Origin of the sequence: Microbacterium sp. cf046 (genome assembly GCF_900114345.1) — a bacterium.
Classification (GTDB): domain Bacteria; phylum Actinomycetota; class Actinomycetes; order Actinomycetales; family Microbacteriaceae; genus Microbacterium.
Genome location: NZ_FOZJ01000003.1, coordinates 1,033,006 through 1,057,958, shown reverse-complemented (window position 1 = coordinate 1,057,958; position 24,953 = coordinate 1,033,006). Strand labels below are relative to the sequence as shown.

The window sequence follows — 24,953 nt, the reverse complement described above, 5'->3', positions numbered from 1 at the left end:
ACTCGCTTAAGAGTCGCTGTCTACGTTTCAGAGCGAGTCCTGCACCGGACTCATACCCTGACCCGTGAAGGATTCACACAGTGAAGATCTCCCGCATCGCCCAGCTGGGCGCTGTCGCCGCAATCGCGGCCCTTACGCTCTCCGCCTGCGCCTCGAACGAGGCCGGCGGCACCACGTCGCCGTCAGCAAGCGACGCCCCCGTCCTCGCCGGCACGCTCAACGGCTCCGGCGCCACGTCCCAGCAGGTCGCAGTCCAGGCGTGGACCGCCGAATTCCAGGGTGCCAACCCGGATGTGACCGTCAACTACGACCCGCAGGGCTCGGGCACCGGGCGCGAGTCGTTCCAGTCGGGAGCGGTGCAGTTCGCCGGCTCCGACCGCGCCTTCAAGGCCGAGGAGATCGAGGCCGGTCCGTTCGACGCATGCGTCGAGGGCTCCGACCTCGTCGAGATCCCCGCCTACGTCTCGCCGATCGCGATCGCGTTCAACCTCGAGGGCGTCGATTCGCTCGACCTCGACCCCGCGACGATCGCCGGCATCTTCGCCGGAACGATCACCAACTGGAACGACCCGGCCATCGCCGCGACGAACGACGGCGTCACGCTGCCCGACCTCGCGATCACGCCGGTTCACCGCTCCGACAAGTCGGGCACGACCGCCAACTTCACCGACTACCTGGCGCAGACGGCCGAGTCCGTCTGGACCTACGGTTCGGTCGAGGAATGGCCGATCCAGGCTGGCGAAGCAGCACAGGGCACCTCGGGCGTCGTCAACGCGATCAAGGGCGGCAACGGCACGATCGGCTACGCCGACCACTCGCAGACCGCGGACCTTTCGAGCGTCAACGTCCAGGTGGGCGAAGAGTGGGTCGAGCCGTCGGCTGACGGTGCGGCGATCGCTCTGGACGCATCCCCGCTGGCCGAGGGCCGCGCATCGACCGACCTCGCGTTCGAGATCGACCGCACCACGACCGAGGCCGGCGCATACCCGGTCATGCTCGTGAGCTACCTCATCGGCTGCGTCGAGTACGCGGACCCCGCGGCCGCCGCACTGGTCAAGGGATTCTTCACCACCGCGATCAGCGAGGCCGGCCAGCAGGCCGCGGCCGAAGCCGCCGGCAGCGCGCCGATCTCCGCCACCCTGGCTGAGCAGTCCCAGGCCGCGGTCGACGCGATCAAGTAGTCTCCCTGCGGCCCCGGGTCGACGGTAACGTCGGCCCGGGGCCTCACCCCGCACTCCCCCGATCCAGGAAGCAGACATGACCACGACTTCCGCGCCACCCGAGCCGCAGGCTCCCGACCCGCTGGCACCGGATCCGCGCGGGAAGGCCAAGCAGCGCCCCGGCGACCTGTGGTTCTCCGGCTCGGCGCTCTTCGCCGGCTCGATGATCCTCGCCACGCTTGCGGCTGTCGCGTTCTTCCTCATCATCCAGTCGATCCCGGCCCTGGGGGCCGGCAGCAGCGAAGCGTCGCTGATCACCACGAACTTCTGGGACTACGTCTGGCCGCTGCTGTTCGGCACGATCTGGGCGGCGCTCCTCGCGCTCCTGATGGCCGTGCCGCTTTCACTCGGCGTGGCGCTGTTCATCACGCACTACGCACCGCGCCGAATCGCGCAGACACTCGGCTACATCGTCGACCTGCTGGCGGCGGTCCCGTCGGTCGTGTTCGGCCTTTGGGGCATCCTCGTGCTCGCGCCGGCCGTGCAGCCCGTGTACGCCTGGCTCAACGCGAACATGGGCTGGTTCCCCCTCTTCGCCGGTGAGGTGTCCGCGACCGGACGCACGATCTTCACCGCCGCGATCGTGCTGGCCGTCATGGTCGTGCCGATCATCACCGCGATCTGCCGCGAGATCTTCCTGCAGACGCCGGTCCTCCACGAGGAGGCCGCGCTGGCCCTCGGAGCAACACGGTGGGAGATGATCCGCATCGCCGTTCTGCCGTTCGGCCGCTCCGGGATCGTCTCGGCATCCATGCTCGGCCTCGGCCGCGCGCTCGGCGAGACCATGGCGGTCGCCATGGTGCTCTCCGCGACGGGGACCATCACATTGCAGCTGTTCACCTCGACCAACCCATCGACGATCGCCGCGAACATCGCGCTCACGTTCCCCGAGGCCTTCGGCACGAACATCAACGTGCTGATCGCGACCGGCCTCATCCTGTTCGTGGTCACCTTCCTGGTCAACGCGGTCGCGCGGTGGATCGTGAACCGCCGTAAAGAATTCTCGGGAGCGAACTGATATGACCATCACTGCTCCCTCCCCCGCGCCTCTGACGGGCACGCCCGACACGCTGCGAAGCGGTCGCCTGGCGGCATGGGTTCCGTGGGCCCTGCTCGGCGCCTCGCTCATCGCGATGCTCGCCGTGTTCCTGGTCATGGCCGGCGCCGCCGGCGGCGACCTGAACTACGGCGGCTGGCTCGTCTCGGCGGCGCTGGTCTACCTGATCGTGATCTACGTGACCTCAGCGATCGTCGAAGGCGCCCGCAAGGCCGTCGACCGGCTCGTCACCGGGGTCGTCAGCTCCGCGTTCCTGATCGCCATGGTCCCACTCGTCTCGGTGGCGTGGACGGTGCTGGTCAACGGCATCGCCCGGATGGACATCCTGTTCTTCTCCTCGTCGATGCGCAACGTCGTCGGCGAGGGCGGTGGGGCCTTGCACGCGATCGTCGGCACGATCCTGATCACCGCCGCGGCAGCGGTGATCTCGATCCCGATCGGACTGATGACGTCCGTCTACCTCGTCGAATACGGTGAGGGCAAGCGACTCGCGCGTGGCATCACGTTCCTCGTGGACGTCATGACCGGCATCCCGTCGATCGTGGCCGGCCTGTTCGCCTATGCGCTCTTCGCGCTCTTCTTCGGTCCGGGCATCCGGATGGGCTTCATGGGTTCCGTGGCGCTGTCGGTGCTGATGATCCCGGTCGTCGTGCGCTCGAGCGAGGAGATGCTCCGCCTCGTGCCCAACGAGCTGCGTGAGGCGTCGTACGCACTGGGCGTTCCCAAGTGGCTGACGGTAGTCAAGGTCGTCATGCCGACCGCGATCGCGGGCATCACGACAGGCATCATGTTGTCGATCTCCCGCGTGATCGGCGAGACCGCGCCGCTGCTGATCACGGCGGGCTTCACCGACTCGATGAACTACGACCTCTTCAGCGGCCGGATGCAGACCCTTCCGGTCTTCACCTACACGCAGTACGCGAACCAGGGCATCCCCCCTGAGGCGTACCTCGACCGCGCCTGGGCGGCGGCACTGACCCTCATCCTCATCGTGATGGTCCTCAACCTCGCGGCCCGCCTCGTCGCCAAGATCTTCTCCCCCAAGACCGGTCGCTGAGCGACCTAAGGAATCGAACACCATGTCCAAGAGCATCGAAGTCAACGACCTCAACGTCTACTACGGCGACTTCATGGCCGTCGAGGGTGTCTCCCTCTCCATCGAGCCGCGCAGCGTCACCGCGTTCATCGGACCTTCCGGCTGCGGCAAGTCCACGTTCCTGCGCACCCTCAACCGCATGCACGAGGTCATCCCGAACGCGCGCGTCGAGGGCGAGGTCCTCCTGGACGGCGACGACCTCTACGGTCCGGGTGTGGACCCGGTCGCGGTGCGCCGCCAGGTCGGCATGGTCTTCCAGCGCCCCAACCCCTTCCCCACGATGTCGATCAAGGAGAACGTGCTGGCGGGCGTGAAGCTCAACAACCGGCGCATCTCGAAGTCGGATGCCGATGCCCTCGTCGAGCAGTCGCTCACGGGCGCGAACCTCTGGAACGAGGTCAAGGACCGCCTCGACAAGCCCGGCTCGGGCCTGTCCGGCGGACAGCAGCAGCGCCTGTGCATCGCGCGCGCGATCGCGGTGTCGCCGCAGGTGCTGCTGATGGACGAGCCCTGCTCGGCCCTGGACCCGATCTCGACCTATGCGATCGAAGAGCTGATCGGCGAGCTGAAGAACGAGTACACGATCGTGATCGTGACGCACAACATGCAGCAGGCCTCGCGCGTCTCCGATCGCACCGCGTTCTTCAACATCGCCGGCACCGGCAAGCCCGGCAAGCTCATCGAGTACGACGACACCCGCTCGATCTTCACCACCCCGAGCGTGCAGGCGACCGAGGACTACGTCTCGGGTCGCTTCGGGTAGACCGTCGCGCAGCGGGTCAGATCGCGCTCGGCGTCACGATCGCGAAGAGCGTCTCGATGAGCGCGCGCGGCTCGGCGTCCTCGCCCGGCTCCCAGCCGCCGGCCACCAGCTGCTGGTAGCCCACCACGGCGGCCACGACGATCACCGCGCGGCGACGTGCGTCCGCCGGCTTGAGGCCGACGCCCTCGAGCAGGTGCGCGGTGTATGAAACGCGGCGCTCCGACGCCCGCGAGACCACGTCCGTGATGTTCAGGGCGGATGCCTCGGCGAACAGCGTCCGTTCCCCGCTGCGCTCCGTGGTGCGATGGGCGATCACCTCGAGCAGCTTCGCCAGTCGTTCGGACGGGTCCTCGACCTGCTCGACGAGCTCGATCAGACGCTCGGTCTCGAGGTCCTCCCACCGTGCCAGCACGGCGTCCACGAGCGCGCCCCGATCGGCGAAGTGCCAGTAGAACGAGCCCTTCGTCGCGCCCAGATCGCGAGCGACCGCCTCCACGCTGACGGCACTGATGCCGCCGTCGCGGAAGCGCGAGTACGCTGCGTCGATCCAGTCGTCGCGCGTGAGCCTTGCCATGAACATACTCTACCGTATAGTCTCTGAACCACGACCGTACGGTGGCGTATGCTACGCCTGGCGGTCATGGAGGATTCGACATGAGACAGCCTGTCTTCTGGTCTCTCGCGCTGGCCGAGATCACCGATCCCGACTACACGCACGTCGCAGTCGATGTGCTGCCCGCGCATGCCACCGCCGACCCGGCCGCGTGGGCGCGCAACCTGTTCTCGCCGCGCTCGCTCCCCCGCCCGGTGTCGTGGTTGCTGTGGGCGCGGCGGATGCTGGATGCCAGACTCGGGCGGCCGCAGTGGTGCGACGCGTTCCAGGTCGGTCAGGTCTCGGGAGACGAGGCGCTCGTGGCGATGGACGCACGTCTGCTCGACCTGCGCGTGGGCGTGGGGGTGGACGAGGATGCCGCGCTGGTCCGGGTGGTGACCGCCGTGCGCTTCAAGGGAGCCCACGTCCAGCGGTGGTCGTGGCCGGTGCGCGCGATGCTGCCGTTCGTGGTGCGCGGCATGATCGGCCGCTCCCGCCGGTCCCTGTCCGGCGTGACGCGCACCTGACGCGGTCAGTCCCGCGGACTCAGCAGGTACGCGTTGAGGCGGCCGGTGAACTCCGAGTCGACTGGCAGCGGGGTGCCGTCGATCTCGGAGATCGGTGCGGCCAGGCGCACGGAGGATACGAGCCACGCAGCATCCGCTCGAGACAGCTCGGGCGTGTGGACGTCGCGGTACTCGGTGTGCAGACCTTGCTCCTCGAGCCACGCGAAGGCGCTCAGCTGGGTGGTTCCCTGCAGGATGCCGCCCGTCGGGGCGGGCGTGACGAACGAGTCGCCGAAGCGGAGGATGATCGAGGCGGTCGGCGCCTCGAGCACGACGCCGTCCGACGACACGAAGATCGCGTCGTCCGCCCCGCGTCTCTTCGCCTCGCGGATCGCTGCCATGTTGACCGCGTACGACAGCGTCTTCGCGCCGAGGAGGAGCCAGGGTGCGCGCGCGGGCACGTCGCTGGCGTAGCCGCGGTCGAGGGTCACGACCCTGACGCCGGCAGCGCGAGGCTTCGAGAAGTCGGCCGCGGGCGCGGCGGTGACCCAGGCGGTGGGCGCGGGACCGTGCTCGACGCCCCGGCTAAGGATCAGCTTGATGACGCTCTCCCCCGGTCCGCAGTGCTCGGCGGCCAGCGCAACCGCCTGGCGCCACTGCTCCACCTGCGGGACGGGGAGGTCGCAGATCTCGGCCGAGTGGACCAGTCGGTCCAGGTGCGCCTGGACCTCCTGCGCGTGGCCGTCGATGACGCCGACCGACTCGAAGATGCCGTCGCCGCGCTGGGTGCTGAGCTCGCCGACGCTCAGCGCGGGCGCAGTCGGGTCGACGGTCGAGAACGTCGACGCATAGTCGGTGCGGGGGTCGTCGGATGCCGCAGGGTCGATCATCAGGGCGAAGCGCCAGGCCATCCCACGAGCCTACCGATCGGGGTGGAGGGGAATGCCCGCGCGGGGCCCTCGGTTACACTGGAACAGCCGGGCCGCAGTAACCCCGGGCTCCATCTTCTGCCGCTGCGAGCGGCTCCGCGCCGAGAGGCGTTCTGCGGCCCGGCACCATCGACGCCGCGCGGATCGATGCCCAGGATCGATCGCATTCGGTTCAGGTCAGGCCGGCGCGGATCGCCGCATCGAGACCTTCACGTCGGCGCGTCTGCGACTTCAGGACAGCGACTCGCGCCTCCAGAGCGCGGCACATGCCGTCAGGTCGGTCGCGTAGTCAGCCAGACGCAGCGCACGGGTGGTGAGGGCGGAAGCCCGCTCCGGCTCGGTCGCCTCGTAGTCGTCGGCGAGGTGGCTCGCACCCGACGCCTGCACACGGCTGAACGCAGCGGCCCGATCGAGCGCGACCGCGAAGTCTCCCTGGAACAGTCCCCGCAGGATCGTGTCGACCAGATCGACGAGCTCGTCGGGGCCGGCCGGGGTCGGCGCCCCTGCGACGACCGGATCGACCGAGGCGATCTCGAGCCGCCCGCGCTCGTACAGCAGCGCTGCCGTCTGAGGATCGTCGTGGATCATCAGCTGGATCAGGTAGAGGCGCCAGAGCGCGCCGGGCAGCGAGCGGGAGGGCGAGCGCGACCAGAGCTCGGCGATGTCGTCGATGCCGTGCTCGGACGTGAACGCCACGAGCCGCTCGACGATCTCTCCGTCTGGGTCGGTCCGTGCACGCGCCAGCAGCGCCTGCGCGGTGGAGTGCGCGACCCGCGAGACCTCCGCGGGATCCTCGGCTGCGAACCTGCGGTCGAAGAGCTCGGCCGGCCGTCGCACTGGTTTGTGGAACTCCCTCGATTCGTCGCTCACCATTCCAGGCTACCCGGCGAGGGAGATCGATCAGGCTGTCGCGATCGCCACGATCGGATCGGATGTCGGCTGACCCGTGGGCGAACCGCCCGCCTGTTCGACCGTGACGGCGATCACGTCGCCCGCTTCCATCGCGCCGTCCAGCAGGGCCGTGGCGGCGCCGTCGTCGGCTGTGAAGGTGCCTGCGGAGATCGCGGCCCCGTCGCGCACGAACCACAGCTCATAGCTCTGGTCATCGGCGATCGTGGGCAGACCGTCCGAGACGAGCACGGCCTTGCCGACCGACTCCGACCAGTGCGCGGTCACTTCGCCCCCGTCATCGAGGGTCACGGTCTGGGACTGTGCGTCCGGCGCCGATTCGATCTGATCGAGGGCGACGACGGATGCCGGAGTGTTGAGCTGCTCGCTCACGAACACGGCTCCCCAGCCGACGCCGACCAGGATTGCGATGGATGCGGCCAGGGCGAACCAGGCACGCGCACCCCAGCGGCGTGGCGTCGCCGGCTCGGCCGCCGGCGCGGTGCGGCGGTCGGCGCGAAGCGCTGGAGCGGCGGCCGCGTCATCGGCGGAGCCGGCTGCAGCGGAGGGCCCCTCCGCGATCTGTGCCAGCAGGGCCGCACGCAGGGCAGGTGGCGGCGCGACGTCGGAGACGCTGTCGGCGAGCATGGCGGCTGTATCGGCATCCGCTGTCACGTGATGCTCCCATTCCGGATGCTGTCGACGCGCGGTCTCGAAAGCTCTCGTGTCATCGGGCGACAGCGCATTCAAGGCATGGCCGGCCGCCAATTCGGCGAACTCCTGCTCGTTCACGATGTCACCCCCATTTCCACCCGAAGGCGGGACAAGCCGTCCCGCATCCTCGTCTTGACCGTTCCCAGCGGCGCTCCCACGAGTGCCGCGATCTCGCTCTGACTGTAACCCCCGAAATACGCGAGGGTGATGGCCTCTCGCTGCGGATCGGGGAGGGTCGCGAGCGCCTCTGAGACGCGCTGACCTTCGATCCGGAGTTCCACTTCTTCGGCGACGCCGTCGTGTGCCACGTCGATGTCTCGGAAGCCCGCCCGCACGTCACGATCGGTACTCGCCTGTGCGGACCGCACGCGGTCCACCGCCCGGCGATGTGCGATTGTGAGTACCCACGATCTCCCCTGACCCTTGTTCGGAGCAAAGCGCGACGCGGATTGCCAGATCTCGAGGAACACCTCCTGGAGGACTTCCTCGCTCTGCGAGCGGTCGACCAGGACGCGCAGGATCAGACCGAAGGCCCGCGGCGAGAGCATGTCGTACAGCTGCGCGAACGCGGTCTGATCGCCCCCGGCGACCCGAAGCAGCAGTTCGCCGGCGTGGTCGACGGGGTTCGCGCCCTCTTCGGGCACGTCCACGCCATCGATCACCACGTCAACCAGCATGCCCTAGTACCTTCCGCGCGAGCGCACGCGACGCGAGGGTTGACAGTCGCATCGTGATACAGCATCGCTCCGCCGACCGCGCGGGTGTGCCTCTTGTGCGACGCGGGCCCCGTTCCGGATTGTCCGGAGGGCGTTTCCGATCGGATGCGGGAAATCTCCCATCCGATCCGACGAGGGCGCCGAAGACACCGTGTAGGCCGCTTCGAGTGGCCACAGCACCACTGGACCTGCAACGCCACATCGGCGTCGCAAAACCTAGGAGGACAAGATGTCCCGCAAGAAGCTGTATCTGCTCGGACCCCTGGCCGTCGCCGCCGCAATCGTTCTCAGCGCGTGTTCGTCGCCTGCGTCGAGTGGCACCACGGAAGAGACTTCCGCCCCGCCCGCCGCCGAGGAGACGATGGCGCCCGAGGCCGAGATGGACCCGGCGGCCAACCTCGTCGGCTCCGGCTGCGCGGCATACGCCGAGGCCGTCCCCGACGGTGCCGGCTCGGTCGCCGGCATGGCGCAGGACCCGGTGGCAACCGCCGCATCCAACAACCCGATCCTGACCACGCTCACGGCAGCGGTCTCGGGCGGACTGAACCCGGACGTCGACCTCGTCGACACCCTCAACGGTGACGAGTTCACCGTCTTCGCTCCGGTCGACGACGCATTCGCGAAGATCGACGCCGGCACGATCGAGGTTCTCAAGACCGACAGCGCGCTGCTGACGTCGATCCTGACGTACCACGTGGTGCCCGGCCAGATCCTGCCCGACGACATCGACGGCACGCACACCACGGTGAACGGCGCCGACCTCGAGGTCACCGGCAGCGGCGACGACATCATGGTCAACGGCCAGGCCGCAGTCATCTGCGGTGGCGTCCAGACCGCCAACGCGACCGTGTACCTCATCGACACGGTGCTGATGCCGCCGGCTCAGTAATCAAGACTCCCGGCTTCGGCCGGGTGTCCCCGGGGGGCGTGCGCAAGCACGCCGGGGACTTGGTGGCGTGCGTCAGCACGCCGGGGGTCTGGGGCGACAGCCCCAGTGGGGGCGGTGCGACCGCCGACGCCTGCGAGGTGGCGTCGGCGGTCGTTCTGTTCCCTGCGGGTGTGCGTGCTCCTGGCGACCCGCCGGGCCGAAGTAGGCTGGATGCCGAGGGCCTCTAGCTCAGTCGGTAGAGCATCGGACTTTTAATCCGCGGGTCGTGGGTTCGAGCCCCACGGGGCCCACGAGCACGAAGGGACGTCGCGTCAGCGGCGTCCCTTCTGCTTTCTTGATCACAAGGCTGTGCGTGCCGTGCGCCGCGCCTGCGCCGACAGGTCGTCCCCGCGCCGCTCGAGGAACTCCTCGAGCCGGGCGCGATCGATCCGCCCGATCTCGCGCAGGGCGACACCGACGTTCGTCTGCACGAGGTGCTCAGAATCGGCCGCCAGGATCTCGCAGAGGGCGAGGGGATCGTCCAGGTCGCCGGCACGGATGATCCAGAACGCCGCCGTGATCGCGGTGCGACGATGCCAGCGGTTCTCGGATCGCGCGAGCTCGAAGAGGACGTCGCGCGGCTTGTCCAGCAGGTACCAGCCGATCACGCGCGGCGCCGATCGATCGATGTAGTCCCACGTATCGATGCGATCGAGTCGCCGCATCCACAGCTCGTAGAGCGCCGCGCGGTCGGCGTTGCGCGCGCGGGCCCTGAAGTCGAGGATGCTGACCGCGACCATCCGCTCCTCGTAGCCGTCCGAGTCGAGGAGCCGATCGACCTCGGTCAGTGGCATCGCGGTGTTCGCCTTGGCGATCTCGAACACCGCGCCCATGCGCACGCCGATCACGACGGTGACCTCATCGGTCATCCGCTTCTGGATCTTCGCGCGCTCGTCGACGGATGCCGCGGCCTCGAGCGCCGCCCGCACATCGGCTGCTGTCCCCGTCACAGCGCGCGCACCATTTCGAGCTCGACGCCGTTCGGGCCGTCGGAGGTGCGGCCCGTGGCGACGAATCCGAGCCGCGTGTAGGCGCGCTGCGCGCGCGCGTTCGCCTCATGGACGTCGAGGGCGAGCTCGGTCTTCCCGCCGCTGCGCGCCCAGTCACCGGCGGCATCCATCAGCGCGTCGAGTAAGCCTCGGGCCCGTTGGGACGGACGGACGTACACCGAGACCACGAGGGCGCGGTGCGCGAGGATCGCACGCCCGAAGTAGTCCACGCCGCCGGGGTCCGGAGCGAGCACGGTCACGGTGCCGACCCAATCCCGACCGAGCTCGGCGACGAACTGGGCCGCCGTCTCGCTGATGGCGACCCCTGCAGTGCGCTCATCCCAGAAGGCGCCCGGCCGACGCTCCGCGTCCTCGCGACTCTCGAGGAATGCGATGTCGGCCGCCGGGTCGTGCAGCGCCTCGAGGCGGATGCTGCGGACCCGTGCGGATTCGCCGAGGCGAACCCGACGCACGACAGCGGGCTCAGACACCGGACTCGATCAGCTCCGCGCCGGCGTGGGCGATCTCGGCGAGCGCCTTCGCGCTGGATTCCGGATGAACGCCTTCGACCAGATCTGTGAAGACCCGCACGTGGCGGCCGTGCTCGATCGCGTCCAGCGCCGAGGCGCGCACGCAGTAGTCGGTGGCGAGGCCGACGACGTCGATCTCGATGATGCCGTACGACTCGAGCAGCTCTTCTGCTGTGGTGCCGTCGTCGGCGATGCCTTCGAACAGCGAGTACGCCGGTCGTCCCTGGCCCTTCTTGAGGTGGTGCGTCACGTACGACGTGTCGAAGACCTCCTCGTACTCCGCGCCGTAGGTGTGCTCCACGCAGTGCGGCGGCCAGGTGTCGATGAAGTCCGGTTCGGCGGAGAAATGCCCGCCGTTGTCGTTGTCGGCGTCGTGCCAGTCCCGCGAGGCGACGATGATCTCGTAGTCGCCGGCGTGGCCCTCCAGGAAGCTGTTGATCCGCAGCGCGACCGCGTCGCCGCCCGCCACGGCGAGCGCGCCCTCCTCGGTGAAGTCGTTCTGCACGTCGACGATGAACAGCGCCCGGGTCATGAATCGAGCGTACGACGGTACTCGGCACGCGTGAGCGGATGCTCGGGCTCCGGTGAAGACGCCGCCTCGACCGGCTCGGCGATGGCGGGCTCAGCGACCGCGGGCTCAGCGACCGCCGGCCCGCCCACCGCCGGCTCGTGGACTGAGGGGGCGCCGACCTCGACACCGGCTCGCCACAGCTTCGAGGGCCACCAGATGGCCCGGCCGATGTCGTAGGTCACGGCGGGGACGAGCAGCGACCGGACGATGAACGTGTCCAGCAGCACCCCGAACGCGACGATGAACGCGATCTGCGCGAGGAACAGGATCGGGATCACACCGAGCGCGGCGAAGGTCGCCGCGAGCACGAGCCCCGCCGACGTGATGACTCCACCCGTCGCCACGAGTCCGCGCAGGATGCCGTGGCGCGTGCCGTGCACGAGCGACTCCTCCCGCACCCGGGACATCAGGAAGATGTTGTAGTCGACTCCCAGGGCAACCAGGAAGACGAATCCGTACAGCGGCACCGCCGGGTCGGCCCCGGGGAAGCCGAGCACGTGGTCGAACACGAGCGCGCTCACGCCCAGCGCCGCGGCGAACGACAGGATGACACTCAGGATCAGCAGGACCGGCGCGAGGACCGCCCGCAGCAGCAGCATGAGGATCAGCAGGATCACCAGCAGCACCACCGGGATGATGGTCGACCGGTCGCGGATGGACGTGTCGTTCGAGTCGATGTCGGTCGCGGTCACGCCGCCGACGAGTGCGACCCCCGTGCCGAGCGCGTCGTCGAGACTCGTGCGCAGCTCGCGCACCGTGTCCTCGGCCGAGACCGAGTCAGCGGCATCCGTCAGCGTTCCGATCAGGAGCACATCGCCGTCCGACACGGTCGGCGCCGGCGCGGTCGCCCCAGGGGGTCCGGCGGCGGTGTACACGGCTTCGCCGCCCTCCACAGCCACGGCGGCCTGTCCCGTCGGCGAATCCTCGGATGCCGCCGCGACGGACTCGATGCCGTCGCTGTCGCTCATGACCTCGACCGTCTCCACGATGTCCGCTTCGGGGACGATCACGTACACCGGGCTGCCCGATCCCGCCGGGAAGTGCTCGGCCAGAACGACCTGCCCGTCCCTCGCCTCGGACTGGCCCAGCACGAGGTCACTGGAGGGCACGCCGTCGGCCTTCAGCTGGAGCAGTCCTGCCGCGGCGACAAGCAGCACGATCGTGCTGACGACCCAGACGGGTCGCGCATGCCGGGCGACGAATCGTGCCTGGCGCGGCCAGAAGCCCTTGACCGGGGCGGTCAGATCGTCGGGGATCGCCACCATGCCGTGCTTGGGGATGAACGGCCAGAACGCCGCCTTGCCGAACAGCGCGAGCAGCGCCGGGAGGAAGGTGAGGGCGGACAGCACCGAGAACGCGATGCCGATCGACGCGATGGGTCCGAGCGCGCGGTTGGTCGCGAGATCGGACAGCAGCAGACACAGCAGACCCGCGATCACGGTGCCGCCCGACGCGATGATCGGCTCGAACGCGCCGCGCCACGCCCGTGTCGTGGCCTCCCATCGCCGCGCTCCGGTGCCGATCGCCTCACGGAAACGGGCGACGTACAGGAGGGCGTAGTCGGTGGCCGCGCCGATCACCAGGATGAACAGGATGCCCTGCACCTGACCGTTGAGTACCACGATCTGGGCGTACGCCAGCCACCAAACCGTCAGCAGTGCCACGCACAGCGCGAACACCGACGTGAGCAGCACGAGGATCGGCAGCAGCGGTGATCGGTAGACGATCACCAGGATGATGAACACCGCGATCAGCGCCACGAGCAGGAGCAGTCCGTCGATGCCGAGGAACCCCTTGACGAGGTCGGCGGTGAAGCCGGCCGGACCCGTCACCCAGCCCTGCAGCGTGCTGGGCAGCTGCTCCGCGACCATCGCGCGGATCTCCTCGACGACCACGCGCACCTCGCCCGATGAGTCGATCGGGACGAAGATCTGCACCGCTTCGCCGTCTTCGGACGGGATCGGCGGCGAGACCCCATCGAGCACTCCGTCGATGGCCGCGATGTCGTCGCTGAGGGTCTGCAGATCGGCGAGCTCCCCCTCGGTGAGGGTCGTCTCTCCGGCGATGACGACGACCGCCGGGATCGTGTCGTCGCCGAGGAAGTCCGGGAGGCGCTCGCTCACCTGCGTCGCGTCGGCGCTCTCCGGCAGGAACGAGGACTGGTTGTTCGTCGCGACCTCGTCGACCTTCCCGAAGTACGGACCCCCGATCGATCCTCCGATCAGCCAGATCAGCACGAGGAGAACGGGGATGCCGACCCTCAGCCACCTGGTCGGCTGACGCTGATCGGATCGCGTGAGGTTCATATCGCTAGCTTATCTAGCGAAATGGAGTGTCGCGCAACCTCCCTAGGCTGGGGTGATCATGCTCTCCGCCGTCCTCGCCTTCGTCGGCGCCATCGTCTACGGCGCCGCCGACTTCCTCGGGGGCCTGGCAGCCAAGCGCCTGCGCTCGATCGTGGTCACGGCCGCAGCTGCGGCATCCGGACTCGTCTTCCTCGCGCTCCTGCTGCCTTTCATCGGCGGAACCTGGACGCTGGAGGACGTGGCGTGGGGCGCGCTGGCCGGGGTCTTCGGGGTGATCGCGGTCGCGCTGCTGTACGCGTGCCTCGCGATCGGACCGATGAGCATCCTGTCGCCGCTGACGGCGGTGGTCTCGGCGATCGCCCCGATGCTGTGGGGTCTCCTCGTCAACGGCGAGACGCTCTCCCCGATCGGCTACGCCGGCCTCGGCGTCGCGCTCGTGGCCGTCGTGCTGGTCGGCTTCATCCCCGGTGAGCGGGTGGTCCGCCCGAGCGTGCGAGGCCTCCTGATGGCCGTCGGCGCGGGCGTGTCGATCGGGGCGTTCCTCATCGTCATCGATCAGACCAGCCCGGAGAGCGGACTCGTGCCGCTGGTGATGACCCGTGTGACGAACCTGGTGATCACCTTCGTCATCATCGGCGCGCTGATCATCGGCGCTCTCCGCAAGGGCCGCAGTGCAGGCTCGGTGCTCGACGTGGCCGGCGTGGCGGTCGGCGCCACTCCATCGGGTCACGCCGACCTCGAGCACGCCGGTGTCGCTCCGGCGCCCGTCGGCGTGGCTCCGGCACCCGTCGGCGTGGTCACGTCGCGAACGCGCGCGTGGTGGTTCGCGATCAGCTGCGGAGCGGTGGATGCCGCGGCGAACGCGGTCATGCTGCTCGCGCTGCGCATGGGCGACCTGTCGATCGTGTCGGCGCTGACCGCACTGTACCCCGCGGGGACGATCCTGCTCGCGGCGATCGTGCTCCGCGAGCGCGTCGCCGTGGTCCAGTGGGTGGGGCTGGCGCTGGCGCTGACCGCCGGAGGAATGCTCGCCCTCGCGTGAGGCCGCCGCGACGGGTCAGCCGCGCGTGAAGAGCAGCAGCAGCGAGATGACGAGGGCGACGACGCCGAGGGCGATGAGTCCGGCCGACAGCAGCGCGATCGAGCGTACGAGCGGCGAGTGCCGCGTCAGCCGCATGCGATTGCGCCATCCGCGCCGCGTGTAGAGGTCGTACATGCCGGCTTCGCCGACCACGCGCAGCTGCTCGTGGCTCAGTGCCGCCTCGTTCACTCCGCCGTCCTCGTCGAACCAGCGCACGACCTTGCCATGGTCGGTCGTCTCAACGACCGCGCGTGCCGGAACCCACGTCCCGTCGAGGAGGTACGCGACCAGCGCCACACCGGCCAGCAGCGCGCCGGCACCGAACCCGACCCAGGTGAAGATCTCGATCACGGCGTCGAACGCTGCGTTCATGTCGCTGATCCACCTCTGTCTGCGTTCCAGCTTCTCGCTGATCTAGATCAGGGCCACCGGCCTGTACAGGTCAGGGGCCGCCGAAGCGACCCCTGACCGACTCTGAGCCACCTGAGAGAATCGAACTCTCGACCTTCTCATTACGAGCAGGTTCTTCAGCCAAGTCTGGTGAAGCGGCCACATCGAGACCTTCGTCTCGATTCACCTCGTCTCATCTGGGGTTTGCCGATTCCTGATGAACTTGATGTGCTGACGATCTTATCGGACACTTCGAGCCAGCTTGCCCTGGATCGGTTCACATGTGTCCAACAAGTGTCCGACGTGCGAGTCGCTTGTTTATGTAACGGTAAGCGCCCGCTCATCGAGCAGTTCATCGCGCCGGGCTTCCGGGCATCTCATTCGAAGCCGGGCCCTTCCCGCACCGTCCGTTCATCGGACCAACCGGATGTGTCGGACACCCACCCTCAAGCGGGCATCGCGCGATGCAGGAACCTGGCGTGCGTTTGTCGGCGCTCGATTGATGATTCGCGCGGGCTATCGTTCGGCCCTCTGGCCAGACAACTGCGGGACGGCCTGCGACTCTTCGCGTGGGCTCGACTTCGTATGCCGGGACATGCGGGACGCTCGACGGTCGGGCTCCGAACGGGATGGTGAGCAGCTGCTGCCCGATCACTGCGTTGTGTCCGCCACCCGTGGGCCAGAGCGACGGAGTGACGAGGGACGTCCATCCGCGAGGTTCTTCGAAGGGAATATCCATCGTCCACCCGGGTTTACCCTGTATGTTCTGTGTTGACCGGGATACTGGAGCCTGGTTGTGACGCAGGTACTTGAGGGGCCACCAATGACTGCGACGTCTGCTGCGGCAATCGCTGCGAAGGTTCTTCAGCGCGCCCACGCCTCTGGCGTACCCGTATCAAACATGAAGCTGCAGAAGCTCGTCACGCTCGTGCAGAGCTTGTCCGTGTACGCCACAGGCAACGAGGCTTTCCGTGAGGACGTTCAAGCTTGGAAGAACGGCCCCGCGATCAAACCGCTGTACGGGTCGTACAAGCGCTTCGGGAGCGACTCCATCAGCGAGGTGGTTCCCTCACGTCACTCGCAAGATCCGGTACCGCCGGCCATCGAGCAGATGATCGACGAGGTGTGGAATGTGGCGGGTGAGCTGAGCGCCTCTCAGCTTTGGACGCTCAGCCATGCCAACGGGCCTTGGGAAGAGTATTACTCCCGAAATGAACGTGACACGGTCATACCGAACGATCGACTCGGACAGGCCTGGGTTGATTACTTATCGTGCGCAATGTCGATGAACGACGCTCCACCAAAGCGCGAGCCACAAGTTGTTGGCCGCGGCCAATTGGGCTACGAGTCCGAAGATCTTCACGCCTACGCGCGCGCGACTTTTACGCCATCTCGCATGCGGCGGAGTGCCTAACCCCCAGCCCCCGCTATCTGAGGGGCGAGTACTCATCGTCCTCGACGTGAATATCTACCTGGACATCGCACGCGAGCTGGGAGAGCCGTTTACGTGGGAGAAGTTCGAGGCCACACTAGCCGCAGACCCTGGCGACAGTTTGCTCGCTATCGCTGCCCTACGTAGCGGTGTCATGCCCGATGGATGTTCCGTCGAGGTGTGGACGAGCGACCATATTGACTATCTCGTCGCCCTAAAGGCATCTCAGCCCACGAGGGCTCAGGATGAACGAAATCGCGGGCTCGGATGGTCGAGCGAGAACGCGCAGGCCCTCGTCGACGAATTGGTCGGAGATCTGATCTTTTGCACGAACGGAGGGTCAATCGGCGATGTCCCCATTTCCTACGGAACACCTCCACTCGATCATGAAGACGGTTGCGTCTACGCGACCGTGCGAGATGGTGGGCACGAGGCGGTCTACTACGACCGCTATTGCCTGACACGTGACGGGCACTTCTTGCGGGCCAATCTTCCGGGCCTTATCGACGTGTTGCACCCACGGGACTGGGTTCTCAGGCATCGTGCCCTCGCGCGGGCGACGGCATTCAAGAGGATGCTCGGACACTGAATCGCGGGTCCAGGGGCACCCCACCCGCGCATGCCCGCTCCTTGATCAGCCCCGTATGTCGGCTCCGCTGGTGTCATCGTGATCACGCATGTCCTCCCTGATCCGCATGCCGCCGCGCCAGCGGACCGGGTGAAGGGAGGAGGAGCAGACTGCGAGCCCGAGTGCCATCGGTTTGCGTGCAACGGTCAGCGACTCCACCGCGTGGCTGCGATGTCGGAGGCGCCTGCCACTCTGGACCCGAGTTCGCAGCGAGCGAAGACGGAACGAGCGGAGAACGTCGTGGCAGATGCCGAGATCAAGAATGTCCGGAAAGACCGGAACGGCGACATTACCCAAGTCGGAGTATGGGGCCAGTGGGATTGGACCGTTGCACAGGTCGTCGCCTCGATCGAGTCGCACACCAACACGTTCTACGTCAACTGCCCGCAGCGCGCCGACGTCTACGTCGCCCAGACTTCCACCGGACGAAAGTTCCTCAAGACGACGGCGGACACCACGACGAAGAACAACCTGGACAACCTGCCGCCCCTGTAACGGAGAGCTCAGAAGTTGATCCAGTGTCCGTGACGCTCGCGGCAAAGACATCGAGGCCCACGGTGTACCTAGACCAGTGGGTCTGGATTCGTCTCGCACTGGCGGAAGCGGGTCGTCCCCGCGCTCCGGCAGACACCGTTGCGCTAGATGCGATACGGACGGCGAGCACCGCCGGCGTCACGTTTCCGCTGTCGGCGACGCATTACGAAGAGACGCTGCGGATCACGGACCCAACCCAGCGCCGTGATCTGGCGGCGGTAATGGCCACGGTCAGCGAGATGCGCACGTTGCGTTGCCAGACGGACCTCGTTCGTCAGCAGTTCCTATCGGCGCTTCACGAAACGGTTGGGCGACCGACGTTTCGCCCACCAGCCGTCGAGCCGCTGGGCGTCGGGTTCAACTGGGCGTTTCGAGGCGTGCACGCGTTTCTTCGTGTCATCGACTCCGATGGCCGCGTCGTCCCGTCTATTGACCCGATCTGGCTGCGACAGATCAATCAGCACGCGGAGGCTGCAATGCTGGCGGGTCCCGCCGACGAAGACCTGGCGATCCTGGCGGGGGACGGCTACAAACACCCGCGCGCCCACGAAACAGATGCGGGGAATCGGCTGGCTTGGGAGCAGCTGCTCGAAGCGCGGCTAGCTGAGGATCAGCGACCCGCGCCGTCTGAGCTGCGGGTTTGGCTGCTCGCTCGCGAACTGAGCCACGAGTATCTCGACTTGCTCAACTCGCTGTTCGTTGAGTACCGACTCTCGTTCTCAGCGATCAGCCCGACTGCCGACGGCGTGAAGTCGCGCGAGCGGGCCGTAGCCTTCGTGGAGCGTGTTCCAACCCTGAGGATCTCGGCAGAAATGAAGCTCGAGATCTATCGAAACTCCAGCCGTCGCTGGAACTGGAACATGCTCCGCGATGTAGACGCGCTTAGTACCGCGATCCCATATTGCGACGTCGTTGTGGCGGACAAGGACGCCGTCGACCTCGTGCGGAGAACGAAAGCTCCCCAACGCCACGGGACCGCAGTCATCAGCCGTCTGGACGAGTTGACGGACCTGCTTCCAGACCTGGTCGCGAGGGCGTCGCCGAACGACGAGGACGCTAATGGATGGGGCCAGCTAGCGCCAGGAAAGGGCTATAGCCTGGCGCCGCCAACGAATCTCACTCTCCAAGACGTCAAAGCGGGCTGTGTCGTGCGGATGCTGGACGCGGACGGTACACCGACGAGTTCGCGCGACGTCAGGTGTCGGCGACGGTTGAAAACGAGGCCATAGCGACGGGGTGGTTTCCAGTGACGGTCGCAACGAGGATCATCCGAAAGGGGTTCTCGCATGTCATCTCGTCGTGTTCCAAAAGGTCCGGGTCGTCGCCCGATGACGGACAAGCGCCGGCAGCTTCTCGAGCTGCTCGCGCAGGGTTGGTCGGTGCGCAGCGCGTGCACGAAGCTGGGGATCTCGCGGTCGTCGGGGAATCGCTGGAAGAACGGTTGGCTCGTGCGGCAGAAGGATGGCACGGTCAAGTTCGTGCCACCGCTCGAGCCGCTCGCCGCCCGCACGATCTCGTCACGATTCCTCTCCGAGGCTGAGCGCATCCAGATCGCCGATCTAGCGAGTCGAGGCCTCGGCCCGACCGCCATCGGCCTCGCGTTGGGACGCGCACCTTCGACGATCAGCCGGGAGCTGCGACGGAACCTGCACTCCTCCGGCCAGTACCGCCCGTTTCACGCGCACTCCGCCGCGGCGACGCGTCGGCGGCGCACCCGACCGCTCAAGCTGTCCACAGATGTTGCGCTGCGCGCCTTCGTGTTCGCGCGTTTGCAGGAGCGGTGGAGCCCGCAGCAGATCGCTCGTTCACTCAAGCTCGCGCACCCGGCGGAACCCCGCGCGCGCGTGGCGACGGAGACGATCTATCAGGCGATCTACCGACCAGACTCGGGCATCATCCGGAAACCCGCGCCGTCACCGCTGCGCACTGGGCGCGACCATCGACGCGGTCAGAGCCGGCAGGTTCGCACCCGACGACGGTTCGCTCAGCCGATGCTTTCTGTTCACGACCGCGGCTTCGAACCGACCGACAGGTCGATCGCAGGTCACTGGGAAGGGGACCTCATCGTCGGCCCGCGCAGCCGCTCCGCGATAGGCACGCTCGTCGAACGGCAGACCCGGTTCGTGCGGCTCCTGCACCTCCCCGCACACAACTCAACCGAGCTTCTGCATGCGCTCGTCAGAACTCTCAACGAGCTACCGCCACCGTTGCGGCGAACGGTGACGTGGGACCAGGGCACGGAGATGGCCCGACACCTCGAGATCACCCAGGCGACCGGCACACGGATCTACTTCTGCGACTCCGCCAGTCCCTGGCAACGAGGATCGAACGAGAACACCAACGGGCTTCTCCGCCAGTACTTCCCGAAGTCCACAGACCTCTCCATTCACACCGCCCGAGACCTCAGACGCGTCGAGAACGAGCTTAACCGCCGACCCCGCATCACCCTCGGTGACCGAGCGCCAGCCGACCTCTTCGCGGCACTGCTAGCCTCCGAGAATCCGCCCTCGTTGCGATGACTGCTGGAATACAAGACGTCGCAATGGCCTACTTTTCGAGCGTCGTCGACAGTCAGGTGAATCCCCAGCCAACCGGTGAGCGAGCGACCGTCTCGAAGGCGTGCCTCGATCGCCTGTAGCCAATGAGATGCACAAACGCCGAACGCAGACATGGTCTGAGACGTCGTCTGCGTTGGTCGAAGCGTCGAGCTGTCGCCAGGTGGTCCGATCGCCCGGGTGATTGCCGACGACAGCAATCTCACGCGGCGCGACGCCATCACCAGACTCCGAGGAACACCCACCGAAGGACGGCTGCTGCGGGGACGAGGGATACGGCGATGCCCACCACTGGCGGGGCGACGCGCCACCAACCCCTCGTCGTCAGGATGACCGTGAGTCCCCACGCTGTGAGGAACACCAAGACGTCGAACAACCAGGAACACGGGTCTGCTGCTCACAGTACGAGATCGGCGACGCTCGGCATGCTCCGACGACCAATCTTCACAAGCCGAAGACAGTCGCGGGCGATGTCGGCCCGCCCGGCTAGAGTCCGCAGCATGATGAACCCAAACGATCTGCGGCAACAGCTCAGACTCCGCACCCTCGAAGAGCACGACGACGCCCATATGGCGCTCGGAGCGTTCGGGAGCGTAAGCGCCACTATCGGCGACGAAGACATCGAAGCCCACGCATCCTGGTATGACGACACGATGTCCGGCGGCGGGAAGGCGAGCGGCCTCCACATCCGAGTAGTCGTGGCCGGCGGGGTCATCACGCTCGACCACGAATTCTCAATGGATGCCTATCCCGACGCGAAGTTCATCCCGTGGTCGCGTATCCGCTCCCTGAGCGTTATCGCGGAGCCAGGGCGGCAGACGGTCGTGGCCAACGCCTGGATCGAGACGGAGGCTGGCATTGTCGAGTTCGCCGGTGCGTTCCGGGACGAGTTCCCCAAAGTCGTCCGAGCCATCCGTCAACACCTGGTCTGACCACTGACGATATGAGCTTCCACCTCGAGTACCTCACCGACCACCATCACCGCACGGGCGGCTACGACACCGCCGATCACGCGGCCCAGGCCCTGCGCCGCCTCGTGATCACCGGGACTGACGAGTTCCACGGCGCCGTCGTCATGCGGGGCGGCGCGATCCAGCACGGTTCAGGAGAGCTCGTCACTGTCATCACCGAGGAAGGCGACGAGCTCGACGTCTCCGATCTCGTCGAGCCCGTCTGGTGGCGCGAGATCGCAACGGCGACCGCAGAGCGTCTCGAAGACCACCCCGATCGAACACTCGACGGCGACGAGGTGGCAGCCATCGCCCGCGCGGGCGGCGTCACGACCTCGAGTCAGTGGGAGGGCCAGCCGCCGACCGGCTTCAGGCTCGGCGCCGATGACCAGGACTGGCTACACGTGCAGCGGGTGCGTCGGCGGCTCGGCCTCGCACCGCGGTAGCTCCTCGACGGGCGACACACGGTAGCCGGCGCGCCTCAGGCTCGCCTCCGTTCGGAGCGGGGATACCGCCTGCCGCCGCACGATAGCCCGACGCACCCTGAGAGAAACCCTCCTGGGTGCAATGCTCGTATCGGGATGGCGATCGCACGCACGGGCGACCGTCCGCCACGCTCCCCTATCGCGCGGCGCCCGCATGAGGATCGTCGATCTGTTCCACACCCCCGGCTACTTCGTCAATAGTCACTAACCTCGAACGGGTCGATGACAACTTGCAACCCATTCGTCTGAGTCTCCCTGGTTTCGCGGTCGGCGGCAGCCGCCGCGACAATCCCGTCCCATCCCGGGGGTGGCTCCGGAGCGGGACCTTTGGTGCCCATAATGACGCCAGGCACGTCGGCGAGGTGTCCCATCGCCACGCGCGTCCATGACCTCAGGTCATCGGCCTCCTCCCACACTTCCTCTGCCGTGCCGAGCCAGTGCGGCGAGATGATCCACAATCCACGGAGTCGGTAACTGCACTCCCGAAGCCCACTCGCGCAATCGACGATTTCTCGCATCGGCCGCGGCGAATGCTTGCGAAAAGCCGAGTGCACGTCATCGGTTCGCCCCCTACCCATCACGAGCAGGTCATGGACCAAATCGCGCCGGTACTGATGCCACTTCCGGGTGGTGTCGAGCAACTCCAAAGCGATCTCGCGGAGGTCATTCGGCACTTGTGGCATCGCAAATGCGTCGCGAAGCCGCGGCAGCAGCCTTCCGAACATGTGAGGCTGCTTCCCCGACACGAGATGAGCACGCTCCAACTCCCGCCAGACCACCCGTGCCTCGTGCTCGGCGAAACTATCGCTAATCACGATCTCGCCCGTGTAGTAGTTGAGCCGTTGCTCCTTGGGCACGTCCTCAAACTTCACCATGACCACACGCTAGAGCTCACCACCGGCGCGGCCTGGGAGACCTGCGGGCGCACAGTCCGCCTACTGATCGCCAGGCGGAGGGAATCCGGCAGTTAGCGCCAACTCCAGTCAGATTCCGCCTCGGCCGCTTCTGCTGCCGCCTCCGCAATAGCTTCCTCGGCACCTTCGCCGATCAACTCGCCTTTGAGGTCAGCTTGCCTCGGCAACTCCTGAGACGGCACGCCAGACGGCTCCAATTCCTCATGCAAGGAGCTGAAGAGCCGAATGATCCTGGTGCGCAACAAACTGGAACCTCTAGGATCCACCAGTTGAATCTGGTAGCCCTGTTCATCGCCCGATCTGCGAGTTGCTCGGATCACCACGGGGTGCGCCGTGTCTCTGCCAAATACGCTCGACCCGAGGACCCACTCGTCGGGGTCATTAAGTGTCCAGAAGGTGATGCCTAGCCGCTGTTCGAGCAATTCCTTGACTGAACCATCGATCGGTGACTCCGATTGGAAGAGGGTGACGATGGGCTCGTCGCTTACTTCAACGAGGTGGCTGAGCCAGGGCATCGGAACTCGGGCTGCGTCAGGGTTGGCGTGCTGGATCGGAACGTCGCCGATAACGTCCAACACACCTGGCGCAGTCGTCTGCTCCAGCAATTCCCGCTCCCAATCAGCCAGCGGCTCGGCCTCGGCCGACTTCACCAATGGATGGCGGCGCTGAATGAGCCCCTCCGCGGCAGCGTCGGCGATGATGCGGGTGAGCAGAGCCACCGAGCGGATCGCGTCGTCGTTGCCGGGAATCGGGTATTGGAACTCATCCGGGTCGATGTTCGTGTCGAGAATGCCGATCACCGGGATGCCGAGCTTCGTCGCCTCGTTCACCGCGAGGTGCTCGCGCTTGGCGTCGACTACCCAGATCGCCGACGGGGTCTTCGACATGTTGCGGATGCCGCCGAGCGACTTCTGAAGATTGTCGAGCTCGCGCTTCTTCAGCAACAGCTCCTTCTTGGTGAAGCCGCTGTCCGCCGGGTTGTCGTAGTCGAGCTCCTCCAGCTCCTTCATGCGCGCGAGGCGCTTGGAAACCGTCTGGAAGTTCGTGAGGAGGCCACCGAGCCAGCGCTGGTTGACGTAGGGCTGGCCGACACGAGTCGCCTGCTCGGCGATGACTTGCTGCGCCTGCTTCTTCGTTCCGACGAAGAGAACCGTGCCGCCGTGCGCGACCGTCTCCTTGACGAACTCGTACGCCTTGTCGATGTACGTCAGCGACTGCTGCAGGTCGATGATGTGAATGCCGCTACGCTCCGTGAGGATGAAGCGCTTGACCTTCGGGTTCCACCGGCGGGTCTGGTGTCCGAAGTGCACGCCGCCGTCGAGGAGCTGGCGAATGGTGACGACGGCCATCATGAGCCAAACGCAGGCGAAAACAGGATCCAGTCGTCATCGTTCCGGAAATGGCTCGACAACTCCCCGAACTCATCTCGAACATCCGGGGGCCCTCCCCCGTCGAAGACCGCGACAGTGACCGGCCGGCCCGCAAGTTCGCACGCGTTCGCAGCCCACTGCGCGAGATACGCCAGCTGTGACGAGTACTCCTTCTTGACGAAGTTGTAAGTGGGCTTGTTCACGCGCAGATCTGTCGGCTCAACGCCTCTTCTCCGGATCTGTGCCCGGACCTTCTCCACCAGAATGAAGCTAGAAATCTGGACGTCGTAGTCGCTCGCCTCGTTGTGCACTCCGACGCGATAAAGGGCATCGAAGGGCCTGGCCTCCGGCCGATGAGCGCGATCTGGCCAGTGCTTCGTCAAGCCCTCGACAATCGAGTTCAAAGAGTACGCAGACAATGGGGACTTCGCGCCATTCGCCTTGAGATACTCATCCTCGATCTCGTCCCGATCCCATGGCATGGACTTGTGGTGGCCAGAGAAGAATTTCACAGAGCTGCCTTGGATCCGCACATCGGCATCTGTCGCCCCCTCATCATGCAGGGCGCCGCGCAATGATTCGACAAACTCCTGGTAGACGCCCGCGCTCATCCCCAGCGGCAGAGTTCTGCTCTTCATCGCATTGGCCTGGTCGACGGTGAGACCAAGGAATTCCAAATCGTTCAGCGTTATCGCGTACCCTGCACGGTCGACAATCGACGGCACGCCGTTGGCGATCCCTGTACCCCCAGTCATATGCGGATAGTAGCGCAACGATACCCATCGGCCGCCTCCCGATCTGCGCACGCG

General features: G+C 66.7%; 26 protein-coding genes, 1 tRNA gene and 1 pseudogene. 15 read left to right on the top strand and 13 right to left on the bottom strand.

The features are described 5' to 3' along the window. Positions 1-80: 80 nt before the first annotated feature. From pstS to pstB, 4 genes are all read left to right on the top strand, one after another. Positions 81-1,181 (top strand): phosphate ABC transporter substrate-binding protein PstS, encoded by a 1,101-nt coding sequence (gene pstS, locus BM349_RS17335; protein ID WP_091708751.1) that lies wholly within the window; start codon positions 81-83, stop codon positions 1,179-1,181. A 76-nt stretch (positions 1,182-1,257) separates the two neighbouring features. Then, a complete protein-coding gene (gene pstC / locus BM349_RS17330) occupies positions 1,258-2,238 on the top strand; it encodes a phosphate ABC transporter permease subunit PstC (protein WP_091708749.1) in 981 nt (326 codons plus the stop codon). Between the two features lies 1 nt (position 2,239). Continuing rightward, on the top strand, positions 2,240-3,334 hold the full coding sequence (pstA, locus tag BM349_RS17325; RefSeq protein ID WP_091708747.1) for a phosphate ABC transporter permease PstA: 1,095 nt from the start codon (positions 2,240-2,242) through the stop codon (positions 3,332-3,334). A gap of 22 nt (positions 3,335-3,356) precedes the next feature. After that, a complete protein-coding gene (gene pstB / locus BM349_RS17320; RefSeq protein WP_091708744.1) occupies positions 3,357-4,136 on the top strand; it encodes a phosphate ABC transporter ATP-binding protein PstB in 780 nt (259 codons plus the stop codon). Between the two features lie 16 nt (positions 4,137-4,152). Here pstB and BM349_RS17315 read toward each other — a convergent pair whose 3' ends face one another. Then, positions 4,153-4,710 carry a TetR/AcrR family transcriptional regulator gene (locus tag BM349_RS17315; protein WP_175525353.1) on the bottom strand — a complete coding sequence of 186 codons (558 nt, stop codon included), beginning with the start codon at positions 4,708-4,710 and terminating at the stop codon, positions 4,153-4,155. 80 nt (positions 4,711-4,790) lie between these two features. Between BM349_RS17315 and BM349_RS17310 the strand changes: the two genes are divergently transcribed. Further along, positions 4,791-5,255 carry a DUF2867 domain-containing protein gene (locus BM349_RS17310; RefSeq protein WP_091708739.1) on the top strand — a complete coding sequence of 155 codons (465 nt, stop codon included), beginning with the start codon at positions 4,791-4,793 and terminating at the stop codon, positions 5,253-5,255. A gap of 5 nt (positions 5,256-5,260) precedes the next feature. Here the strand turns inward: BM349_RS17310 and BM349_RS17305 are convergent, their stop codons facing one another. From BM349_RS17305 to sigK, 4 genes are all read right to left on the bottom strand, one after another. Then, complete coding sequence (locus BM349_RS17305) at positions 5,261-6,145, bottom strand: aminodeoxychorismate lyase (protein WP_091708738.1); 885 nt, start codon at positions 6,143-6,145, stop codon at positions 5,261-5,263. A 249-nt stretch (positions 6,146-6,394) separates the two neighbouring features. Further along, positions 6,395-7,033 carry a DNA-directed RNA polymerase subunit beta gene (locus BM349_RS17300; RefSeq protein ID WP_091709480.1) on the bottom strand — a complete coding sequence of 213 codons (639 nt, stop codon included), beginning with the start codon at positions 7,031-7,033 and terminating at the stop codon, positions 6,395-6,397. A gap of 30 nt (positions 7,034-7,063) precedes the next feature. Then, a complete protein-coding gene (locus tag BM349_RS17295; RefSeq protein ID WP_091708736.1) occupies positions 7,064-7,843 on the bottom strand; it encodes an anti-sigma factor in 780 nt (259 codons plus the stop codon). After that, positions 7,840-8,442 carry an ECF RNA polymerase sigma factor SigK gene (sigK, locus tag BM349_RS17290; RefSeq protein WP_091708733.1) on the bottom strand — a complete coding sequence of 201 codons (603 nt, stop codon included), beginning with the start codon at positions 8,440-8,442 and terminating at the stop codon, positions 7,840-7,842. The genes BM349_RS17295 and sigK overlap by 4 nt, the downstream gene beginning before the upstream one ends. 268 nt (positions 8,443-8,710) lie before the next feature. Here sigK and BM349_RS17285 point away from each other — a divergent pair, with 268 nt between their 5' ends. Next, complete coding sequence (locus tag BM349_RS17285; RefSeq protein WP_091708731.1) at positions 8,711-9,370, top strand: fasciclin domain-containing protein; 660 nt, start codon at positions 8,711-8,713, stop codon at positions 9,368-9,370. Between the two features lie 217 nt (positions 9,371-9,587). Beyond that, positions 9,588-9,660: transfer RNA gene (locus BM349_RS17280), tRNA-Lys, on the top strand. A gap of 48 nt (positions 9,661-9,708) precedes the next feature. Here BM349_RS17280 and BM349_RS17275 read toward each other — a convergent pair. From BM349_RS17275 to BM349_RS17260, 4 genes are read right to left on the bottom strand one after another with little or no spacing between them, the layout of a single operon-like run. Beyond that, a complete protein-coding gene (locus BM349_RS17275; RefSeq protein ID WP_175525352.1) occupies positions 9,709-10,359 on the bottom strand; it encodes a DNA alkylation repair protein in 651 nt (216 codons plus the stop codon). Then, positions 10,356-10,889: a GNAT family N-acetyltransferase gene (locus tag BM349_RS17270; RefSeq protein WP_091708727.1), complete on the bottom strand. Its 534-nt coding sequence runs from the start codon at positions 10,887-10,889 to the stop codon at positions 10,356-10,358. Before BM349_RS17270 ends, BM349_RS17275 begins: the two co-directional genes overlap by 4 nt. After that, positions 10,882-11,460: an isochorismatase family protein gene (locus tag BM349_RS17265; RefSeq protein ID WP_091708725.1), complete on the bottom strand. Its 579-nt coding sequence runs from the start codon at positions 11,458-11,460 to the stop codon at positions 10,882-10,884. Before BM349_RS17265 ends, BM349_RS17270 begins: the two co-directional genes overlap by 8 nt. After that, positions 11,457-13,805 (bottom strand): MMPL family transporter, encoded by a 2,349-nt coding sequence (locus BM349_RS17260; RefSeq protein WP_091708723.1) that lies wholly within the window; start codon positions 13,803-13,805, stop codon positions 11,457-11,459. Before BM349_RS17260 ends, BM349_RS17265 begins: the two co-directional genes overlap by 4 nt. A gap of 58 nt (positions 13,806-13,863) precedes the next feature. On the opposite strand from BM349_RS17260, the gene BM349_RS17255 reads away from it, so the two are divergent. Beyond that, complete coding sequence (locus tag BM349_RS17255; protein ID WP_091709477.1) at positions 13,864-14,847, top strand: EamA family transporter; 984 nt, start codon at positions 13,864-13,866, stop codon at positions 14,845-14,847. A gap of 15 nt (positions 14,848-14,862) precedes the next feature. On the opposite strand, the gene BM349_RS17250 is transcribed toward BM349_RS17255, so the two are convergent. Next, positions 14,863-15,258 (bottom strand): hypothetical protein, encoded by a 396-nt coding sequence (locus BM349_RS17250; protein WP_091708721.1) that lies wholly within the window; start codon positions 15,256-15,258, stop codon positions 14,863-14,865. Positions 15,259-16,177: 919 nt separating this feature from the next. On the opposite strand from BM349_RS17250, the gene BM349_RS17240 reads away from it, so the two are divergent. The 7 genes from BM349_RS17240 to BM349_RS17210 all read left to right on the top strand — a co-directional run bounded on the left by BM349_RS17240 (position 16,178) and on the right by BM349_RS17210 (position 21,821). Beyond that, positions 16,178-16,690 carry a Panacea domain-containing protein gene (locus tag BM349_RS17240; protein ID WP_175525351.1) on the top strand — a complete coding sequence of 171 codons (513 nt, stop codon included), beginning with the start codon at positions 16,178-16,180 and terminating at the stop codon, positions 16,688-16,690. Positions 16,691-16,736: 46 nt separating this feature from the next. Further along, positions 16,737-17,297 (top strand): hypothetical protein, encoded by a 561-nt coding sequence (locus tag BM349_RS17235; protein ID WP_091708717.1) that lies wholly within the window; start codon positions 16,737-16,739, stop codon positions 17,295-17,297. Between the two features lie 279 nt (positions 17,298-17,576). Next, positions 17,577-17,831 carry a DUF3892 domain-containing protein gene (locus tag BM349_RS17230; RefSeq protein WP_175525350.1) on the top strand — a complete coding sequence of 85 codons (255 nt, stop codon included), beginning with the start codon at positions 17,577-17,579 and terminating at the stop codon, positions 17,829-17,831. Positions 17,832-17,860: 29 nt separating this feature from the next. Next, the gene (locus tag BM349_RS17225; RefSeq protein ID WP_139230976.1) at positions 17,861-19,099 is read left to right on the top strand and encodes a hypothetical protein; all 1,239 of its coding nucleotides are present in this window, start codon (positions 17,861-17,863) and stop codon (positions 19,097-19,099) included. 99 nt (positions 19,100-19,198) lie between these two features. Next, positions 19,199-20,389 carry an IS30 family transposase gene (locus BM349_RS17220; RefSeq protein ID WP_091708710.1) on the top strand — a complete coding sequence of 397 codons (1,191 nt, stop codon included), beginning with the start codon at positions 19,199-19,201 and terminating at the stop codon, positions 20,387-20,389. A 536-nt stretch (positions 20,390-20,925) separates the two neighbouring features. Then, the gene (locus BM349_RS17215) at positions 20,926-21,357 is read left to right on the top strand and encodes a hypothetical protein (RefSeq protein ID WP_091708708.1); all 432 of its coding nucleotides are present in this window, start codon (positions 20,926-20,928) and stop codon (positions 21,355-21,357) included. An 11-nt stretch (positions 21,358-21,368) separates the two neighbouring features. Further along, positions 21,369-21,821, top strand: a complete 453-nt coding sequence (locus tag BM349_RS17210; protein ID WP_091708705.1) for a hypothetical protein — start codon at positions 21,369-21,371, stop codon at positions 21,819-21,821. Positions 21,822-22,054: 233 nt separating this feature from the next. Here the strand turns inward: BM349_RS17210 and BM349_RS17205 are convergent, their stop codons facing one another. The 3 genes and pseudogenes from BM349_RS17205 to BM349_RS17195 all read right to left on the bottom strand — a co-directional run bounded on the left by BM349_RS17205 (position 22,055) and on the right by BM349_RS17195 (position 24,899). Then, complete coding sequence (locus BM349_RS17205; RefSeq protein WP_139230975.1) at positions 22,055-22,735, bottom strand: hypothetical protein; 681 nt, start codon at positions 22,733-22,735, stop codon at positions 22,055-22,057. 635 nt (positions 22,736-23,370) lie between these two features. Continuing rightward, positions 23,371-24,123, bottom strand: a pseudogene (gene rpsB, locus BM349_RS17200) (30S ribosomal protein S2); the annotation flags it as partial. After that, positions 24,123-24,899: a hypothetical protein gene (locus BM349_RS17195; RefSeq protein WP_091708700.1), complete on the bottom strand. Its 777-nt coding sequence runs from the start codon at positions 24,897-24,899 to the stop codon at positions 24,123-24,125. The pseudogene rpsB and the gene BM349_RS17195, both read right to left, overlap by 1 nt. Positions 24,900-24,953 lie beyond the last annotated feature (54 nt).

Coding starts and splice junctions, on each gene's coding strand:
- BM349_RS17310 (WP_091708739.1), top strand. CDS start 4,791: ATGAGACAGCCTGTCTTCTGGTCTCTCGCGCTGGCCGAGATCACCGAT.
- BM349_RS17305 (WP_091708738.1), bottom strand. CDS start 6,145: ATGGCCTGGCGCTTCGCCCTGATGATCGACCCTGCGGCATCCGACGAC.
- BM349_RS17205 (WP_139230975.1), bottom strand. CDS start 22,735: ATGGTGAAGTTTGAGGACGTGCCCAAGGAGCAACGGCTCAACTACTAC.
- BM349_RS17255 (WP_091709477.1), top strand. CDS start 13,864: ATGCTCTCCGCCGTCCTCGCCTTCGTCGGCGCCATCGTCTACGGCGCC.
- BM349_RS17215 (WP_091708708.1), top strand. CDS start 20,926: ATGATGAACCCAAACGATCTGCGGCAACAGCTCAGACTCCGCACCCTC.
- BM349_RS17265 (WP_091708725.1), bottom strand. CDS start 11,460: ATGACCCGGGCGCTGTTCATCGTCGACGTGCAGAACGACTTCACCGAG.
- pstC (WP_091708749.1), top strand. CDS start 1,258: ATGACCACGACTTCCGCGCCACCCGAGCCGCAGGCTCCCGACCCGCTG.
- BM349_RS17260 (WP_091708723.1), bottom strand. CDS start 13,805: ATGAACCTCACGCGATCCGATCAGCGTCAGCCGACCAGGTGGCTGAGG.
- pstA (WP_091708747.1), top strand. CDS start 2,240: ATGACCATCACTGCTCCCTCCCCCGCGCCTCTGACGGGCACGCCCGAC.
- BM349_RS17210 (WP_091708705.1), top strand. CDS start 21,369: ATGAGCTTCCACCTCGAGTACCTCACCGACCACCATCACCGCACGGGC.
- BM349_RS17285 (WP_091708731.1), top strand. CDS start 8,711: ATGTCCCGCAAGAAGCTGTATCTGCTCGGACCCCTGGCCGTCGCCGCC.
- sigK (WP_091708733.1), bottom strand. CDS start 8,442: ATGCTGGTTGACGTGGTGATCGATGGCGTGGACGTGCCCGAAGAGGGC.
- BM349_RS17250 (WP_091708721.1), bottom strand. CDS start 15,258: ATGAACGCAGCGTTCGACGCCGTGATCGAGATCTTCACCTGGGTCGGG.
- BM349_RS17220 (WP_091708710.1), top strand. CDS start 19,199: ATGACGGACAAGCGCCGGCAGCTTCTCGAGCTGCTCGCGCAGGGTTGG.
- BM349_RS17240 (WP_175525351.1), top strand. CDS start 16,178: ATGAAGCTGCAGAAGCTCGTCACGCTCGTGCAGAGCTTGTCCGTGTAC.
- BM349_RS17315 (WP_175525353.1), bottom strand. CDS start 4,710: ATGGCAAGGCTCACGCGCGACGACTGGATCGACGCAGCGTACTCGCGC.
- pstB (WP_091708744.1), top strand. CDS start 3,357: ATGTCCAAGAGCATCGAAGTCAACGACCTCAACGTCTACTACGGCGAC.
- BM349_RS17195 (WP_091708700.1), bottom strand. CDS start 24,899: ATGACTGGGGGTACAGGGATCGCCAACGGCGTGCCGTCGATTGTCGAC.